Origin of the sequence: Candidatus Bodocaedibacter vickermanii (assembly GCF_014896945.1) — a bacterium.
Taxonomy (GTDB): domain Bacteria; phylum Pseudomonadota; class Alphaproteobacteria; order UBA6184; family UBA6184; genus Bodonicaedibacter; species Bodonicaedibacter vickermanii.
The window spans coordinates 1051127-1069903 of record NZ_CP054719.1 but is presented as its reverse complement, the minus strand read 5'-3'; the positions used below and the strand labels follow the sequence as shown (position 1 = coordinate 1069903).

17 protein-coding genes and 1 tRNA gene are annotated in these 18777 nt (G+C 40.8%); 3 read left to right on the top strand and 15 right to left on the bottom strand.

Features of this window, described 5'->3' with window-relative positions; all coding sequences use genetic code 11:
- Positions 1–30: 30 nt before the first annotated feature.
- The 3 genes from clpP to CPBP_RS04900 all read right to left on the bottom strand — a co-directional run bounded on the left by clpP (position 31) and on the right by CPBP_RS04900 (position 2163).
- Complete coding sequence (gene clpP, locus CPBP_RS04910) at positions 31–648, bottom strand: ATP-dependent Clp endopeptidase proteolytic subunit ClpP (protein ID WP_350331752.1); 618 nt, start codon at positions 646–648, stop codon at positions 31–33.
- A 30-nt stretch (positions 649–678) separates the two neighbouring features.
- Positions 679–2019 carry a trigger factor gene (gene tig, locus CPBP_RS04905; RefSeq protein WP_350331751.1) on the bottom strand — a complete coding sequence of 447 codons (1341 nt, stop codon included), beginning with the start codon at positions 2017–2019 and terminating at the stop codon, positions 679–681.
- 59 nt (positions 2020–2078) lie between these two features.
- Positions 2079–2163, bottom strand: a tRNA-Leu gene (locus CPBP_RS04900).
- Between the two features lie 799 nt (positions 2164–2962).
- Between CPBP_RS04900 and CPBP_RS04895 the strand changes: the two genes are divergently transcribed.
- The 3 genes from CPBP_RS04895 (at position 2963) to CPBP_RS04885 (ending at position 9876) form a co-directional block, all read left to right on the top strand.
- Positions 2963–4981 carry a ComEC/Rec2 family competence protein gene (locus CPBP_RS04895; RefSeq protein ID WP_350331750.1) on the top strand — a complete coding sequence of 673 codons (2019 nt, stop codon included), beginning with the start codon at positions 2963–2965 and terminating at the stop codon, positions 4979–4981.
- A 574-nt stretch (positions 4982–5555) separates the two neighbouring features.
- Positions 5556–8627, top strand: coding sequence for an FAD-dependent oxidoreductase (locus CPBP_RS04890; RefSeq protein ID WP_350331749.1), 3072 nt, complete (start codon positions 5556–5558; stop codon positions 8625–8627).
- A complete protein-coding gene (locus tag CPBP_RS04885; RefSeq protein WP_350331748.1) occupies positions 8581–9876 on the top strand; it encodes a hypothetical protein in 1296 nt (431 codons plus the stop codon). Before CPBP_RS04890 ends, CPBP_RS04885 begins: the two co-directional genes overlap by 47 nt.
- 575 nt (positions 9877–10451) lie before the next feature.
- Here the strand turns inward: CPBP_RS04885 and CPBP_RS04880 are convergent.
- The 12 genes from CPBP_RS04880 to CPBP_RS04825 form a co-directional block, all read right to left on the bottom strand.
- Positions 10452–10937: an ACR/YggU family protein gene (locus tag CPBP_RS04880; protein ID WP_350331747.1), complete on the bottom strand. Its 486-nt coding sequence runs from the start codon at positions 10935–10937 to the stop codon at positions 10452–10454.
- A gap of 362 nt (positions 10938–11299) precedes the next feature.
- Positions 11300–11617: a DUF167 domain-containing protein gene (locus CPBP_RS04875; protein ID WP_350331746.1), complete on the bottom strand. Its 318-nt coding sequence runs from the start codon at positions 11615–11617 to the stop codon at positions 11300–11302.
- Positions 11614–11952 carry a ferredoxin FdxA gene (fdxA, locus tag CPBP_RS04870; RefSeq protein ID WP_350331745.1) on the bottom strand — a complete coding sequence of 113 codons (339 nt, stop codon included), beginning with the start codon at positions 11950–11952 and terminating at the stop codon, positions 11614–11616. Before fdxA ends, CPBP_RS04875 begins: the two co-directional genes overlap by 4 nt.
- A gap of 6 nt (positions 11953–11958) precedes the next feature.
- Positions 11959–13215 carry a M16 family metallopeptidase gene (locus CPBP_RS04865; protein WP_350331744.1) on the bottom strand — a complete coding sequence of 419 codons (1257 nt, stop codon included), beginning with the start codon at positions 13213–13215 and terminating at the stop codon, positions 11959–11961.
- A gap of 110 nt (positions 13216–13325) precedes the next feature.
- A complete protein-coding gene (locus CPBP_RS04860) occupies positions 13326–13736 on the bottom strand; it encodes a hypothetical protein (RefSeq protein ID WP_350331743.1) in 411 nt (136 codons plus the stop codon).
- A 143-nt stretch (positions 13737–13879) separates the two neighbouring features.
- On the bottom strand, positions 13880–14413 hold the full coding sequence (locus CPBP_RS04855) for a hypothetical protein (RefSeq protein ID WP_350331742.1): 534 nt from the start codon (positions 14411–14413) through the stop codon (positions 13880–13882).
- Between the two features lie 2 nt (positions 14414–14415).
- The gene (locus CPBP_RS04850) at positions 14416–15891 is read right to left on the bottom strand and encodes a cell envelope integrity protein TolA (RefSeq protein ID WP_350331741.1); all 1476 of its coding nucleotides are present in this window, start codon (positions 15889–15891) and stop codon (positions 14416–14418) included.
- Positions 15892–16053: 162 nt separating this feature from the next.
- Positions 16054–16302: a hypothetical protein gene (locus tag CPBP_RS04845; RefSeq protein WP_350331740.1), complete on the bottom strand. Its 249-nt coding sequence runs from the start codon at positions 16300–16302 to the stop codon at positions 16054–16056.
- Between the two features lie 2 nt (positions 16303–16304).
- A complete protein-coding gene (locus CPBP_RS04840) occupies positions 16305–17444 on the bottom strand; it encodes a hypothetical protein (protein WP_350331739.1) in 1140 nt (379 codons plus the stop codon).
- A gap of 66 nt (positions 17445–17510) precedes the next feature.
- A complete protein-coding gene (locus CPBP_RS04835) occupies positions 17511–17714 on the bottom strand; it encodes a DUF7336 domain-containing protein (protein WP_350331738.1) in 204 nt (67 codons plus the stop codon).
- 11 nt (positions 17715–17725) lie between these two features.
- A complete protein-coding gene (locus CPBP_RS04830) occupies positions 17726–17953 on the bottom strand; it encodes a DUF7336 domain-containing protein (protein WP_350331737.1) in 228 nt (75 codons plus the stop codon).
- A 204-nt stretch (positions 17954–18157) separates the two neighbouring features.
- Positions 18158–18775, bottom strand: coding sequence for a DUF3885 domain-containing protein (locus CPBP_RS04825; RefSeq protein ID WP_350331736.1), 618 nt, complete (start codon positions 18773–18775; stop codon positions 18158–18160).
- Between the last annotated feature and the right edge of the window lie 2 nt (positions 18776–18777).

The window sequence follows — 18777 nt, the reverse complement described above, 5'->3', positions numbered from 1 at the left end:
TCAAACAAAAAGTTAATTTGTCAAAAGTTTCTATGCTTCGGCTGTAATAGGGCGTTGAAGAATAACATCATCGATTAGACCAAAAGCCTTAGCTTGCTCTGGTCCCATAAATGTATCACGTTCTAATGCTTTTTCTACTACATCAATTTTTTGACCTGTAGTCTCAACATAAATATCCGTTAACATCTTGCGCATGCGCAAAATTTCTTCTGCTTGAATTTGGATATCTGTTGCTTGACCACGGGCTCCACCATGAGGTTGGTGAATCATAATACGAGCATTCGGCAATGCAAAGCGTTTTCCTTTGGCTCCCGCTGTTAATAATAAGGATCCCATAGAACAAGCTTGACCTAGACACACCGTTGCCACATCTGGGCGGATATACCGCATAGTGTCTAAAATAGACAATCCAGCCGTTACAGCTCCACCCGGTGAGTTAATGTATAAGAAAATGTCTTTTTTAGGGTTTTCAGATTCTAAAAATAATAATTGTGCGCAAATAAGATTTGCCATGTGGTCTTCAACTTCACCCACGCAAAAAATAATACGCTCTTTTAAAAGACGTGAATAAATATCAAACGAACGTTCCCCACGAGATGTTTGTTCGATCACCATTGGAACCAATTGATTTATTATTTTATCGTCCATTATAAAAACACCCATAATTAAAATCTAAGCCTATACGCTTTCTTTTTTATCTTTTTCTGGCATATCTGATGATAAAACATCATCGTAGTATTTGTCTAAATCTTTCAGTGAAACTTTCTTTTCTGCCAATTTCATTTCTGACAATAGAGCATCTACTACTTTTTCTTCAAACAATGGTGCCTGAATACTGTTTAATGCTGCTGGATTTTGTTTAATATAATCCACTAGTTTTTTTACATCTGTTCCTGTTTGAGCAGAAATTCTGTACAATTCTTGGCTAAGCTCTTGGTTAGAAATTGTAACGTTTTTGCTGTTACCAATATCAGATAACAACAACCCTAAACGCACGCGGCGATTAGCAATTTCCATATATTCTGTACGCAACGCTTCGTCATTAGTTTCTTTCTTTTCAGTTTCAGTCAATTCAGACTTTACTTGACGAACGATACTTTCAAGTTCTGCCTCAACCATAGAAAACGGAACTTCGAAAGTTGCTTGTAAATCGATATAATCTAACAATTCACGCTTTAAACATGCGCGAGATTTAGCATCGGCACTGCCAGTCATGCTTTTTAACGTATGTTCTTTTAAGGCTGCGAAGCCTTCAAAACCCAATTCTTTTGCAAAATCATCATCAAACTTTACCTCTGTTTTTTCAAGAACAGCCAAAACAGTGATGATGCATTCTACGTTTTTCTTTTTGCCTTTTTCTTCGATTGGGTCAAACGCGATGTTCTTTTCATCGCCAGCAGCAGCACCAATCAAGGCAGATACAATCTTGTCATCTTTTTGTGCTTCAACCAATTCAATGCGAGCACCCTTTGTTGGTTTTTGAGATTTACCATCAACCTTAAAGACAACATCAGCACGCACAGCGTTTCCTAAAGCAGCCTTTGTTTTAGCTGCAGCGTCTTTATACATCGGAAAATCTTTAAATTGTTCTTCGATCATCGATTGAACATCTTTATCAGAAATTTCCGGAACTAATTTTTCTGCCTTAAAATTTTTCAAATCTAATGTTGGCAATTCTGGCATCACATCCACAGACAGAGTATATTCAATTTCTGTCGTTTCGTTTTCAAGCTTAGATACAGAAACCTTAGGCGCAGTTAGCGCTTTAATTTTTTCCTGTTCTAACGCCTGACGTTGTGTTGTATCAATCAGCGATTCTGCAGCTTCTTGAAAAGCTCGGTATCCATAACGTGCTTTCACATGTTGAGCTGGCACTTTGCCTTTTCTAAAGCCTGGCATCGAAAAATTCTTTGCATAGGCTGCAAGCTTTGACTCAAATACCGGCTGAATATCGCTGACTGGAATTACAACCTTAAATTCTTTGCTTAAACCTTCTGACTTTACTGTGCTTAATTTCATGTGTTTACCTGTTTATTTTTCAGTATGTTATTGACGTTACAGATTACAATCTTGCTGATTGGTGCGGGCGAAGGGACTTGAACCCCCACAGCTTGCGCCGCTAGAACCTAAATCTAGTGTGTCTACCAATTTCACCACGCCCGCAAGTGTGATCCCTTTTGTTTTATAAGATTTTTAAACATATTTCAACATAAAGATTTTTTTATTTATATTTTTTTATATTTAACTTAATAACTTGAGAATGGAAAATGAAATTAACCCAGGTTTTTTACTGTTATAAAATCCAGCACTGAGATTTTTTATGGAGGTTTGTTTCGAGAGTGGAGACGTTATGTTGGGATCCATTAGAAGAAAGAGTTGAGCAATCGTCTTTATATGTGTTTAGTTTTAAGACTGAGAGAGTTTTGTCTGCCCCACTTAACAGTGGGGCCCACCTGAACATCGATGAAACTCCACACGGCCCACCCCGCCACCACCTCAACATAATAACCAAGGTAATCTAAAAAAACTGAGTTTTTTCGATTAATGAACAAATTAAGATTCCAACCTCAATCCATCTCGACTATACTACTGCATAGTACTCTGCAATAATTTCGTCGTTGGTTATTACGCACCGACCTGGCTGTCGATGTAACTTACCTACCTATTTTCAACATACCAGACATTCATTAACAGTTTATGAACAACGGAAAGATTGTTGAAAATATTTTGGGCATTTTGCATTGCTGGTTCAAAAGCGTTTTACGCGAAAAAGCTACCGCAACTGCTAAAAATCGGAGCGCGATTTGCTTAAATTGCACAGATGTAAGGCTGACCCCACGCATTCAAAACTTGAGATAAACCTCTCACGCGAACAACGCAATCTAAAACTTTTGGATAATTTTCACACGTTTGATTTCTTTTCTACCCGGCCAAACCGCCTCATGTTATGCTAAAATTAAAAATGTCCGTTTGGCTTCACGATCGCGATCGATGGTTTTTATGGTCACCCATACTGTTTGGTTTGGGGATTCATTGCTATTTTTCCGGTCTTATCATGAACTCTGCCCAAATTTACTGGATTATTGGGTTGGGCATTGCTATCTTTGCGATAGGGAGAAAAAGCCTTTGGGCATACGCAGGACTTGGGATTATCTGCATTGGGCTTGGCATCTTTGCATCAAGTTACAAAACAACAGACATAGCTTCGCACTATACAAAACTGGATTCAGAATGGGGTGGACGCATTAGAGCCACCGTTAAAAACATTGATGTTATGGACGGACAAATCAGGCTATTGTTAGATGACGTAAAAGGCAAAGATCGATCATTTAACAGAATTCGTGTTAACTTTAGACACAAGAAAGATCGACTTAATGAAACGATGATGTCTAAACTGCGTCCAGGCGTTCAAATCAGAGCCTATGTTAGACTTACACCTATCCCTCCCAGGGAAACTCCATTAAACTATGATTTTCAATTTTGGTCATTTTTTCAAGGTGTTGAGGCCACAGGATTTGGCGGCACATCATCCATTTGGGTATACGAACCTAAGGAAGAGTTTGGAGTGTTTGAACAATTGAGATACACCATTACAAAAAAAATGCGCGACGAAGGTCTTGGTCAGCCTGGTGAAATCGCCATCGCACTTACCACTGGTTACGTTAGCGGGATTAGCAAATCTATCCGCGATGACTTTGCGGGATCGGGGATTGCCCATATTTTAGCTATCTCAGGACTACATTTAAGCTTGATTGGCGGCATGATGTTTTTAATATTCAGGCGGGGTTTAGGATTTTCAACAAAAATCGCCCTGCATTGGCCATTAAAGAAAATCGCAGCCGCGTTAGCTATTTTATGCAGTTATTTTTATTTAAAGATTTCCGGTGAAGGAATCCCAACGATACGATCATTTATTATGTTTAGCTTAATTATGGGCGGCATCATTTGGGATCGCGACCCCATTTCATTACGATCAGTGGCTTGGGCAGCCTTGGTCGTATTGGTGCTCAGACCTGAATCCATGTACAGCCCCAGTTTTCAAATGTCATTTGCAGCGGTCATTTGGCTGATTGGAACCTATGAATATTTCAGAGAACGCTCTTGGAACATGTATGCAAAAAAAGATACACCCTGGTATAAAAAGTTTGCTGTCTACATTGCGGGCTCTGCACTAAGCTCATTAATTGCAAGCATGGCGACATTACCGTTTATTATGCATACATTTCATCGCTTTTCATGGCACAGCATTGAAGCCAACTTAATCGCCATTCCGCTGATGTCATTTTGGATTATGCCTTTAGCGATTCTAGTTGTGATCGGCATGCCATTTGGACTGCATGGTATTCCCCTGTTGGTTATGAGCTGGGGTTGCCAAGTCTTAATGCAACTGGCAAACACCATCAACAGTTGGCCAGGAACGTATGTTCCCGTAGGTGTTCGCAGCGGATGGTTTATGACGCTGATTCTTGCAGGATCATTCTGGTGGTTGATCTGGACACATCGCTGGCGCTGGTTAGGCATACCCGCAGTTATCTTTGCATTTTTCTTACCCAAAAAAGATATCTTTCTAATGGCATCTAACGATCAATCCCGCATCGGAATCATGGCGGGCGAATCGGTATTGCTAACCCCAACAGGGCGACCCAACTTTGTCAGCCAAGATTGGAAAGGTATAGCCGGACTGCCCGATTTAATAAAATTATCAAAAGCACACTCTCAATGGATTACGCCAACGAATTGGGGCTGGATGATTCAGCCGTTTGTGAAAAACAAACAGTTTAACGTCGCTGTAATTACCGACATCAATCACCCCGCAGAAAAAGATGCCATTGTTAGCGTGATAGGGTTTCCTAAAGTTAAGAGCGTTATCATGCACGACGGAACAATCATCAAAGGCGGCTGTGCCTTATGGAAAGACAGCGATGGCTCTGTAAAAATTCTACAAGAAACAGAAGATAAATCTAAATTCCCCTGGAGATAGGCAACGTGCCGTTGCATCCATTAGGTCAGATCCGATTCACACAGACACAAGGTTTCAAAATTCAATCTATTGGATCCAGGGATCATCCCCGATGCAAAAAAGTTTTTTGTCAATTCTTTGTTAACGTTTATACGATATAGTAATTTTAGTGCACTTACATAGTTTATTTTAGCCCACCGTTTCGCGAAGAAATGACGGATTGCTTCGTCTATTTAGTCTCGATTTAGGGAGTGGGTTTTGTCCCCCCACCCGAAGGTCACTGAGGGTGACTGGGGCGGGGGGTGGTAAAAAAATCGCGTTAACTTAATCTTAACCTTTATTAATGCGCAACGCGGCAACATGCCAGTAGCGTGACACTGCATCCATTAGATAATACGTTTATAACCATTCAAATTTTTGAACTGTCTTAACGTTTTTGTTTGCAAACCGCGTCCAATCACATCGGATCCAACTTAATGGATGCAACGGCACGTTGCCAACAGCAGAGTTCTGAGTAAAAAACTCATACTTCTGGCATTATTCCCCCTGAATATGGTAACACTGCATCAGACCAGTTATATCTCGAGATTATCCGATGACGTTAAAGTTTGGCTTTCAGTGGCAGGATTTATACGATAGTGAAAAGCTATCGGTATTGCACCAGCATTTCTTGCAGCATCTTAACCGTTCGGATCCGCAATTATATGCTGAGGTTTATGAAACGACTCCCCATAACAACGATGTCTTAATTCCGTTAGCCCTGGCAATTGAATCCTTTATCGTGGATCTGTTTGATTTGCACGACGCCGTACAAGACTATTATGATGATCACCATCAGTTTCGATTAGCCAGTCAGTTTAAGCGTAATTTTATTCAACGCGAGGTATTGCATGCCTATTCATCCGCAGCGTCAATTGATGGCAATGCAATATTGCTGCAGCTTTCAACGCGTTTAGGGCAATCGATTGATCCAACGAATGAAGTTTACTTTGCACGCTTAGGTTTGGCCGCGTTAAGCCGCCAAGACGAAGAAGCAATACTGTTATTTCGTCAATATGCAGCGTGGGCATACTATTCGAAGGAAGGACAACAGCGTCATGAGCATGGTTTTTTATTTAAGAAACCTCAACCGATAAATCCACAACAGCGATTTCCAATACAGCGGGATTTACAGCATGGTATCACATCGCCAACGATAAAACCTCGAACAGGATTTGATGTCACCGATAATGGCATCAGCTCGCCCCATGCTGTGGATGAAGCATTTTATTGCATCAAATGTCATGACCGCGGAAAAGACACCTGCAGAACTGGATTTAAATCAACCGAAGGCACCTTCAAAAATGACGATCTAGGTCAACCGCTATCAGGGTGTCCGCTGGATCAAAAAATATCAGAAATGAATGTCTTGTTTGAGCATGGACAAGTGATTGCCGCATTGGCTGTTGTAACCTTGGATAATCCTATGGTTGCTGCAACAGGACATCGCATTTGTTATGATTGCGCGCGCAGCTGTATTTTCCAAAAACAAGATCCTGTGGATATTCCATCCATTGAAACTCGATTATTAAAACAGGTATTAGCCCTGCCCTATGGATTTGAGATTTATAGCTTGTTGACCAGGTGGAATCCTTTAAATCTAAACGCACCTTATCCCGCGCCAGATTCTGGATATCATGTACTGGTCGTTGGGCAAGGCCCCTCCGGTTTTGCGTTGGCTCATTTAATGATGCAGTTAGGTCACCGTGTCACTGCTATTGATGGGTTAAAAATTGAACCGTTATCACGCGACTTAAACGATCCAGCCATTCCGATTCAATATATTACAGATCATTATGAACGATTGTCAGAACGGTATGCAAAAGGCTTTGGCGGCGTTGCTGAATATGGCATCACGGCACGTTGGGAAAAGAACTTTTTATTCGTGATACGGTTGTTGCTAGAACGCCGATCTTTGTATCAATGTTTGGATGGCGTGCGTTTGGGCAGCAACATGACGTTGAAGGGTGCTTTTTACGAACATGGGTTTGATCATGTTGCACTGTGTTTAGGCGCAGGTTCACCCACTTTATTGTCGCTAGAAAACATGACAATCCCAGGGGTACGCTTAGCCTCCGATTTCTTAATGGCGCTTCATCTAGGGGATGCTGCAAAATTTGATTCAAAAACTACACTTCGCATCCAATTGCCTTTGGCTGTAATTGGCGCAGGATTAACCGCCGTTGATACAGCAACTGAAGCCCTAGCCTATTATCCCCACAAAGTGATGAATTTCTATCAACGCTATCAAGCAATCGTCGATCGAGATGGAATTGAGAAAGCTAACGAACTGTTAAAGGCCGACCCCGCTGTTGCAGAAACTTTTTTAAGTCATGGAAAGATTTTGTTCGATGAAACGTTGTTAGCTAAACATGAGAATCGGCAACCCAATTATCTGCCCTTTCTGAATGAATGGGGCGGAGTTACGGTCTATTATCGAAAACGTATTCAAGATGCTCCATCGTATCGATTAAACCCGCATGAACTAAAAAGCGCACTGATGGAAGGAGTTCGACTGGTGGAGAACGCAACCCCTCTTAAGATTATCGCAGACGACACTGGTCGTTTAACGTCGGTAGAATTTAATGTCGACGGACAATCACAGAGTATTGCATTAAAAACACTATTAGTAGCAGCGGGAACAAAGCCCAATACCGTTCTGGCACAGGAATTTCCAGATTTGAAATTAGACGGACACTTTTTCAAGGCGATCTCATCAGATTCTTTTTTTGTATCTGCAACAGAAGACGGTCGATATGTATCGTACCTTGGTGATTTACACCCTAACTATTCTGGCAGCGTGGTTAAAGCGTTGGCCAGCGCAAAGATGGCTGCGCCAAAAATTCATGCGCAATTAATGCAAACATCGCCGCATCTCAAAAATTTTATCGCGAATGATTTTGTTAGCACAATAACGGATATGCGTGTGGACTCTCAATGGGTTCATTTAACGATATACTCACCGGCTGCTGCACGTGCATATCAATCCGGGCAATTCTTTAAATTTCAACCTTATGGGACTGAGTTTACAGAGGCTATCCCACTATCTCCAATAAATGTAGATGTCATCACGGGCAATATAGAATTTAACATTCAAATCGTTGGAGCAACAACCCGCAAATTGTATGAACTACAATTGAATGAACGAGTATTTTTAATGGGACCCGCAGGCTCCGCATTGAAATTTCCATCAGATCATCGCGTATTGTTTATCACTGATCCCAACGCTACTGTCGATGTAATATCCCCTATTATGAATCACATCTGTAATTCTTATCATCAAATTGTTGCTGAAATACGCGATATCACGCTTGCCGATTTTGATGGGTTTAATGCTGTTTTTATCACAGGTAGTCTTGATTTTGTTGAGCTATTTAAACACACTTTTAAAACACTCCACATACCGTGCTATACCTTTGTCCACACACATTTGCAATGCATGATGAAACAGGTTTGTGCTCAGTGCATCTATACAACAACAGATCCAAAGACTGGTTTTCTCTCCGTTCAATTTGGCTGTGCGAAAAGTATTGAAAACATACAGAAACTCTCATATCCTGCTGTTAACAAAAGGAATAAAAATGAACAGTTGGAAGAAACTATATTGGGGGCTTTTACTACTCACTAGCCTGTCAACACTCACAGCAGAACCTGCACCATCACCTAAACGACGCATCACCTTATCTTTGGGATATGATGAAAACTTTAACTCTAACGAGGGTATGAAGCATTTACCCTTAACAACTATACAGGGGTATAGCTGGGTGTTCGACCAAGCCACAAAAATGACAACTGGTGAAACTTCTAGAACGGCATTAGCTATAGCCGATATCATTTTACATATACCCTATCTTGGAAAAGACTTTAATACAGCGACAAGCAACTGGTTATTAGAAGAAAAGTGGTGGCCATATTTACCCGCATACCATGAATTTGGACATGCCCGCGCGATGAGAGCTTTCTGTAAAACATCCTTTGATGGATATGACATTACTGTCGCCGGTCAAAAAACGAGAGATGATTCTGTTTTATGGTGCTATTTTCATTCGCTAAACTATATGGCGTTTAACCAAGGGGCCGTAACACACGGATCGTTTAACACTCAAAAATATGTGCAAAAACTCCCCATTTGTGCTGGGGGGCTGAATAACGAATCCAGGCTTTCTTCCGAAATTGCCGATTGGACATATCGTTTTAATGGACACATCGCTTATTTTGGAGCGTACCTTAGAGGAAGAGTTGCCCCAGCATCCTATACAGCAAAAACAAAATCCGGAGCTATCGATAATGAAACTGGAGATATTTACGAAATCACCCAACATTATAAATCGTATCATCCAGGATTTAATATGGATAACATTCAATATGGTGGGCTTGTCTCCCTATTGTGCAGCAGCACGACATATTCTTTTTTAAAGGGATATTACGATTTTATTAAAACAGGCGACCCAACCGTACGAACATTTACGTGGAACGGTGTTCGATTACCCGATGTGAATTTTTATTTCACTCGTAATGGTTTGTCCCTAGAAGTTATTTCCGGATATCAAATCAATCCAAACCTGTGGGTTAATTTGGGGGTGGAAACTGTCTATTACCCCTCTAAGTCTGTGGAAATTACTCCAAGCATTCGATACGCTCTGCCCACCAGCATATACGGCATGTTTGAATTTGATGTTGGTGTTGTAATCAACCACTATGGGCATTTTTCTGGGCACGCAGGTGTTGAATGGACTGATCCTGTAAACCCCATAACCCTGCACGCAAAATTGATTCATCACAATGCAAATACATATGTTGGCGAAAGAAACATTCCCCACGCGTTAAAGGGGGATCATGATGTAGAGGTGATGATTTCAGCATCCTATAATTATTAGGCAACGAGCGTCATTTTAGCTGATTACTGGGTAATTAATGCAAAATTAATAAAGGTTAACACATGTTTAATTTTTTTTCGCGCCACCCCCCACCCTATCACCCTTCGTGACCTCAGGGTGGGGGGACAACACCCACCTCCTGAATCGAGAAAATAATAGACGAAGCGATCCGTCATTTCTTCACGAAACGGTGGGCTAAAATAACAATGTAAGAGTGCACTAAAAATACTATAACGTACAAAGCTTAACAGTTTATGAATAACTGGAAGATTTTTGTAACGTGGCATTTACAGAAAAATGTGAGGCTAAGCACTCCGGGGTACTGATCAGGATAATTTGTTAATCAGATTGCAAAGAGTCTCTCTACGCAGATCGGGTAAATTGGGCTCTTGAACCTCATATCTGAGGTGGCTGAATAGCAGATAAAGTGTGCACAGGAGCTCGAAAGAAGAAAAATGAATTTTTCGCGATGCTTCGGAGACAATTCTACTGCCCGTCAAAGCGCGCCATAGATAAAACGATCACGATCAAGCACGATACACAAGCAACGTATCGTTACTCTAATCGATAGTATATCACTTACCGTTGTTGGTCATTCTCAGAAAACGCTCTAACTCACCTATTGATAACGGCACAATAATTTCTTTGTAGGGAATCTTTTCACCTCCAGAGATATAAATTTTTGTTTGATCGATCTTTAATTTTTCAGAAAGCAACCTGATGATTGCATTATTTGCTCCGCCCTTTTTGGCTGATGTCATAATTTTCACACGAAGATACGACTGCTGTTTGCTTGGATCGTACCAAACTCCATCAAGACAGTCCTCAGGTGAGTCTGGAATCGCAAATATCTGCAGTATTGAATGAGTGCCATTATTTTCAACAGCTTTAAAGGGAGGCGAAAGGTAAGACGTTTTTGAGAGAGATGAATTACTTGCAGAGACCCCCTGCCCTGGCGGAACGAGTCCTAGCATAAAGGAAGCATCCTTCACCGTAGCCTCCAAGGAGCTTCCATAGGATATGGGTAAGGTGCTTAATAATAAAATAATAAGCGGTTTCATCTCAAATGCGTGCGTAAATCTCTTTTTTAGAATATAATGTTATGCATAAAGATCAAGTGTTATTTGAGAACTTAAAGCTGCTCCTGAACAATAAGAATTCAAGAAAATTGGGATTAACGTGATTTGATGTTGAATTTTGAAGTGTGGGATAAGTTCCGCGCCCGTGTCTGGATCCTCCTGATGCCGGAAGTCTTGGTGATCATCCCCGCCACCACCACAACGGCAACGTACCCTTGCATTCGTTAGGTTAGATTTAGATTAACACGCATTATATAGCTAGATTCACATAAAGTGGTTATATGTGCCTTAAGTGGGTAACATTGAAATCATTCGATGAATTAATGAATACATCGATTGATTTTTTAAAACAAAGACCCGGTCGCTGCTTTTAACGAACGTTCTAACTCATCGACTGGAACCTGAATTAAAATGCGTTTATGGCGATCTTTTTCACCCACAATAATTTCAAACAATGATTTTGCAATACCAAGCTTTTTAGATAACAGCGCAATAATTGCTTTGTTCGCAAGCCCCTTTTCAGCAATGGCGGTCACATATACTTTAAGGTTTGGGTGTTGATCAGCATCCAGGACAATTTCCCCAAGGCGATCTTTTGCAGCGCCGGGGGTTGCCCACACATATAAAACAGAATGATTTTGATGGGGCTTAATTGGGCTCATGACTGTTTAGCAGGATTGGGGTTAAAGTGATCTTCGAATTTGTTGGGCACATTTAACCATTCATCAGCATCAGCAGGGGCGGGTTTTAATTTGCGAATATTTGGCCATTGATTGGCGTATTGTGCATTAATTTCAACCCACTTTTCCGCACCAGGTTCGGTATCTGCAATAATTGCGTTTGCGGGGCATTCTGAAACACACACCCCGCAATCGATACATTCTTCTGGCTTGATGACCAACATATTTTCACCTTCGTAAAAGCAATCCACCGGACACACAACAACGCAGTCGGTGTATTTACAATTAATGCAGGCTCCTGTTACGCAATAGGTCATGTTAAGTTAGCCTCTCAACATCACACTAATGTCATCAACTGACGGAAGGCTTAAATCTTTTCCAAGTGCCGTTAATATAGCCGGTGTATGCAGTATTTTTGAAGACAACTCTGCAATATCAGCCTGTGTTACGGATTCAATTTTTGCAGCAATTTCATTCAGTGGAATCGCACGATCAAAAATTAACAGTTGATTGGCCAGACGTTGACACCGTCCAGACGTGCTTTCCATTGACATAGTCAAGCGTGCTTTCGACTGATTTTTAGCTTTTCTAATTTCATCAGCCGTTAATGTGTGTGGAAACTGTTTTAATTCATTTAAAGCAGCCGGAATTAATTCAGGAACCCTTTGTGGGTCGCATCCTGCATATACTCCAAATGTTCCCGTGTCTGAATAGGATGAATGAAAACTATAAATGGAATACACCAAGCCACGCTTTTCACGGATCTCTTGGAATAGACGCGACGACATACCGTCACCCAATATCCCCGAATAAATATTCATGGTGTAATAGTCAGAATTGTGGGAACTAACACCCCCCATACCAATCACAACATGAGCCTGCTCTAATGTACGGTTTTCGTAAAAATGCCCCCCCGTATATACTGATGGAGCTGGATCTTCATGGGTTAACACTTTGCGAGTTCCAAAATACCCTTCTGCTAATTTGCACAATGCATCATGGTCAATGTTTCCTGCAGCCGCCAAAACCATGCGACTGGGGCAATAATGATCTGCCATGAATTTTGCAATCATGTTTCGATCAAAAGATTTAATATTAGACGCTGGTCCTAAAATTGGGCGCCCCATCGACTGATTGGGGAACGCCGTTTCTTGAAAGTAATCAAAAATAATATCATCGGGGGTATCGTAAGATTGCCCCAATTCTTGTAAAATTACTTCGCGTTCTTTTTCCATTTCTTCTGGATCAAAGGTTGAGTTGTTTAAAATGTCTTGCAAAATATCCAATGCCAATGGAGCATCTTCCTTCATCACATGGGCATAATATGCCGTTGCTTCGCGTGATGTATACGCATTTAAATATCCACCCACAGACTCAATTGATTCTGCAATTTCTTTTGCGGTTCGGGTGGCTGTTCCTTTGAATGCCATATGCTCTAAAAAGTGAGCAATCCCGTTTGTTTCAACTGTTTCTTTGCGTGCACCACATTTAACCCATATGCCAATTGAGGCAGTTTCTACATGGGGAATATAATCTGTTGCAATACGAAATCCATTAGAAAGCGTTGTAATATTAATCATTAAATTTACCTTTTATACTAAATTGCATCAGAACAAAAACGAATCAAAGATTCAAGTGATTTTATAGGAATGATATAAAAGCACAGTGCTAAAAATCCCTGGAAGTGTCCCTAGTCACGATCTAACATGTCTTGCAGTTCGTCTCGCTCATCGGGGGTTAACGTTCCCACACGCTGTTTAGATCTCAGCAGTTCTTTTCTTTTTTCTGCTGCTGCTTCTCGTTGCCGTGCCTCTTCCTCAGCTCGTGCTTTCGCACGCAATTCCGCTTCTTCCGCCTTCCGTCGATCAACCTCAGCCTGTTGTCGGGCATGGCGTTCTGCTGCTTCCGCCGCTCTTTGGGCTTCGATTTCCCTTCGATAGCTATCCAGCTCTTTCTGCTCATCCGCTGTTAAACGCTGTGCTCTTAATGCCTTTGCCTCTAACTGTGCATATCGATGATCATGCCAAGCATGTGTTCGTCCTTCGTGTCCACCTATTCCACTAGGGATATCCATATGCACGGGAACATCTCCTACCTGCATCCCAATACTTCCTATCGCCGTCGTTCCTGTGGGCGCAGACTCTCCTAACGTCGTATTGTTCCACCAGGGATGATCCCTGGACCCATTTGTTTATATTATACTTAATAAGTCCTTTGTTTTTAATTTCAACTTAAACACTGTCTTTATTTAACCTCCTCATCGTTTGGAATCGACTGCCTGGGATGTTGGTCTGCTTCAAACCAAATATCCAGAAATGGCAGCGATGAGTTTTTTGTTATGGCATTTACGGCACTTTGAAATTGTTGTTTATTCTTCTTGCCAACTAATGAAGCTGCTTTCATCTCTTCACATAACCCATGTAAATCCAAGTCTGGGAACGGTAACCCTTTGTCCAGTAGAAAATCTTTGATGAACTCAATATCAAATCTCAAACTAAACATCAATAACCATTCATCATCTAACCAGAACTGTCCTATAGAAATTATTCGTTGTGTTTTTTTATAATCAACATTAATTGATTTATGAATATCATTAATCATTTCTTCGGAAATTGGCATACAGAAACTCGAAAGAATATTATCAGGTAATTTTTTATCATAGTATTTATAGTAATGATACAAATTGCTTAAATGAACAAAAGAACTATAGTAAAGCCCAAGTTTATTAAAACGAGTATGTAGCTCCCAGTGAACTTCTAAATCTATTTTTTGTTTCATTTTTAAAATCCCTTAGGCAACGTAATACCTTTTCTTAACAAATAGATTTCTTTAGCCCCCTCAAAATGGGTATAGATTCGTGTAAGAGTGTGAGTAGTTACTGTTAAGGTAAAACTATCTGTCCCTGTTCTTTTTATATGCGCCAATTTATCAACTCCATCATGTCTAAAATTCACTTTAAGCCCTTTTCCTGTCCAACATTCTCTAATGTTTTTAAGAGTATTACCATAATACGTTTCCATTGTTAACCCATGCTTTCCAAAGTGCTCTTTCAATGTTGGGAACTCTGGACCTTTAAACTTACCCACGGTTAGTAATTCTGGGAATTTAAAATCACGGGGTACTACGTATCTTATGTGTTTGAATTTCTCAACAACTTCATGTTTGACCTTGCCGACCAAATCATTCAGAAGTTTGGAATTAGCACCAATTTTTTTACCCCCTTTGGATTGCAGCATTCCTATAGTTAGCGCTGATATCCCCTCTGCGGAACGTTCAAACCCAGCTGACTTTAACCATGTTGTTAAGTTTTCTTTCGCATAGCCCGTAAGCCCTGTAAGATCCGAAAGCCCTACGATACCTGCAGCTATACGACCTCCGGGAGTACACAGACTCGCAGCGTATAACACCGTCATACCCTTTGTCGCAAACCACTCAACGACCGCAGCTGCCTCGGGATGTGCTGTTTTAAAGTCTTGATACTTATCCCCTACAAAGTTCGCACTATCCGCCATAAAGTTATCGGCAGTATGGATTGCGTTTCGCAATATTCCTTTGTCTTGAAGAGCAGGATGCGTCACCATTAGCTCGTCTAATGAAAATCCATCTGTCTTTACGCCCAAGATGTCACAAACTACTTTAAACTTTTGTTCAGGTGTGTGAAGTGATCCCAATACATAGTCCAATGAATCGTGCACAACCTCCATTTCATCTCCAGCACTTGCTGCAGCAGCTGCGGCGGCGGCGGGTTGTGCTGCTCTTTGTGCGGCGTCTCGATCCAACATGTCCTGCAGTTCGTCTCGCTCATCGGGGGTTAACGTTCCAACACGCTGTTTAGATCTCAGCAGTTCTTTTCTTTTTTCTGCTGCGGCTTCTCGTTGTCGTGCCTCTTCCTCAGCTCGTGCTTTCGCACGCAATTCCGCTTCTTCCGCCTTCCTTCGATCAACCTCTGCTTGTTGTCGGGCATGGCGTTCTGCAGCTTCGCGGTCTAGAATCGGTTGCAACTCTTCCGCTTCCTCTGTTGTCAGAGTTCGGGCTTTCCTCTTCTCTAACAGTTCTGCTTTTCGACGTTCAGCAGCTTTTTCCAACTCCCCTTTACTGTGTAGCAGCTGTTTCAGTTCTTCTTCGTCTAGCTCTCTTTGTGATGCTTTTGCTGCAAGCTCCTGAAACGTTCTCTTGTGCCAAGCATGTGTTCGTCCTTCGTGTCCACCTATTCCACTAGGGATATCCGTATGCACGTGAACATCTCCTACCTGCATCCCAATACTTCCTATCGCCGTCGTTCCCGTGGGCGCAGACTCTCCTAACGTCGTATTGTTCCACCAGGGATGATCCCTGGACCCATTTGTTTATATTATACTTAATAAGTCCTTTGTTTTTAATTTCAAGCTAAATAATGCTTTTATTTCTCCGTAAAGCTTTTATAAAACAACTTCTTTATTTTCTATAAGTTGATTAGCTATATTTTCTAACTCTGTGTAAGTGTAAAGAAAACCTTCTCCCAGTTCCATTTTATTTAAATGCAATAATAAGTTTAAAAACTTTACATCTTTGGAATCTGGCCACATCAAGTATGTTTTATAAGCTAACTGAGCTATGGTGTCCAAATTATCTTTACGTAATACCCGCTTCTTCAATTCTAAAGCAAACTGCACTCTTTGATTGCTCATTTTTACTTTTCCCCCAATTTTAGAAACTTTTCTAACTCTGATTTTGTCATCGGATAATGTGGCGCTTTTAGAGTCTGTCCATCTATTCCTTTTGGATGTACTCTATTAACATTCCCAGAATGATCATAGCATTCATTCCAACTACGCACTTGACCCGTCTTTGGATTAAACTCTGTTACAAAAGAGGCTCCTCTAGTAGCACCAGGAGTGCTAGAAAGCCGTTCTTGCGCATAATAACGAATCCTTCCATCGGGCAATGTTTCTGTTCTTTCTGCTAGATTGGCGGCTTTTTCTAGCGCACTCATCTTTTGATTCAAAGCTGCTTGTGCATTGGCGCTATTAGCCCTATGTGGATTATAGGGTGCTCTTAACGTCGCATCACCTACACTCACCGTCGATTCTATAGCTGGAGCCGCTTCTACTACGGGTGCAGCAGCAGCACGGGCTTCGCCTGCGGTTGCAACCCCTAATGGGGTTGTGCCGGCCGGTTGAGCTTTGGTACCAAGTCTTGAACCAATCCTCTTTGCCTTATTCGCAGCTATCCGTTCCAAAGCTTTTTGCGTAACTTTCATAACGGCTTGTCTGCCAAGATCTCCTAATGCTAATACTTCAAAATCAATGTGCTGTAACCCTTGCGCACGACCAACTTGCATTATTTCTAAATCTTGTACCGTTGTATAAAATTCTCCAGCTGTCTTACTTTCTACCCGTATAAAACCGTCTTTTTCTACATGAAACTTAACCTCACCATTTTCAAGCTCGTAAAGTAGACCACTCCATTGCTGCTCTGTTAGAAATACACGTGCTGTGCCTTTATGTTCATCAGAGTATCTTGCTTTATCTACAGTATCAACAGGATCCACATGTTGTGGGGCACTTGCTGCAGCAGCTGCGGCGGCGGCGGGTTGTGCTGCTCTTTGTGCGGCGTCACGATCTAACATGTCTTGCAGTTCGTCTCGCTCATCGGGGGTTAACGTTCCAACACGCTGTTTAGATCTCAGCAGTTCTTTTCTTTTTTCTTCTGCTTTCTCCTTTGCTATTCTTTCTTCGACCAGCTGGTTAGCTTCCGCCTTCCTTCGATCAACCTCTGCTTGTTGACGCGCGGCTCTCTCTGCTGCTTCGCGGTCTAGAATCGGTTGCAACTCTTCCGCTTCCTCTGGTGTCAGAGTTCTGGCTTTCCGCTTCTCTAACAGTTCTGATTATTACATCTAATCTTCACAAGGAATCAGATCTTTATCAATTTCAATTTCTTGAATTACAAAGCCTTCTGGACAATCGCAAAATCCATCTAATTTTACAGCCCGTCCAATTGCTTTTTCAGCCTCCTCTTTTGAATCGTAAAAACCTATTAGCTTTGCGCTATCCCTATCATCTTTTCGACTGTAATGAAATAATTGTAATACTGTTTTCATAGTTTCACCCTTTAATACCAAACTGTTGCGTAACCTGAAGTCCAATTATCTTCATTGATTTTATATTTATCGATATTAAAGCCATCTTGATAATCGGTAAAACGCGCTAACTTTTTATATTTTTCTAACGCTTTTTCGGCTTTCTCTTGGGTAGAATACACACCAATGTCAACCCAATCATCTTTTTCGGGTTCCTCTGTAATATCAATCTCATGCGTCAATCGATAAACATATTCCATTATTTCTATCCTTTCTATTTCTTCGATTTTTTACTACATTTAGGGAGTTCAAATCCACGATTACCCCATTTTTTTAGTTTATTGAAATCTGAGTTTGTTCCCGTTTTATAATTACCTTTTCCATATTCGGCATCCAGCAATCTTTTAGCAAAATCTGAACCTGACTCCCAAATATAAGGACGCTCCACAGTATCAATTTGATGACTAATACTGAAGGCGTTTTTTCATAAGCTCAATATCATGTTCAAACAGATAGGGTTCTAACTTCTTATAAGTTTCTCTGTAGGTAGTTAAATCTTTACATATTATATCTGCTCCTCGATTATCATAAGGATAAAAAGACCAGACATTATCAGGACTAATGAAATAGATCTCATAGTCATTTTCTGTAGTAAAAGAAAGGGATTCATGAAATGTTGTTGCTAGTGGGTCCCACAATAGATCTATTATTATTTTTTCAGTTTTTTTTGCTTTGTACATTGAATATTGTGCATAAACACACCCAAAATCTTCAAAATCCTCTTCAAACTTTTCATAAGGTTTTACGATTTTTTCTAAATATTCAGAGTCATTTACATCATCATTGAATACTTCTAACCTACTTATATCATTCATTCTACGAACCTTGATGTAATAAATATCTGAGTCATTTAAAAACATAGACAATAAAATATCTTTTGCCCTGTGAATCGATTGAAAAAGGGAATATGGACTAAAGCTAGTGTCTTCTAAAAGCACTCTTAAAGCGTATTCGTTCTTATAAAAAGAAGCAGACTTAAATATGTTGGGTAATAATATAACTATCTCTTCTATCTTACTCATGT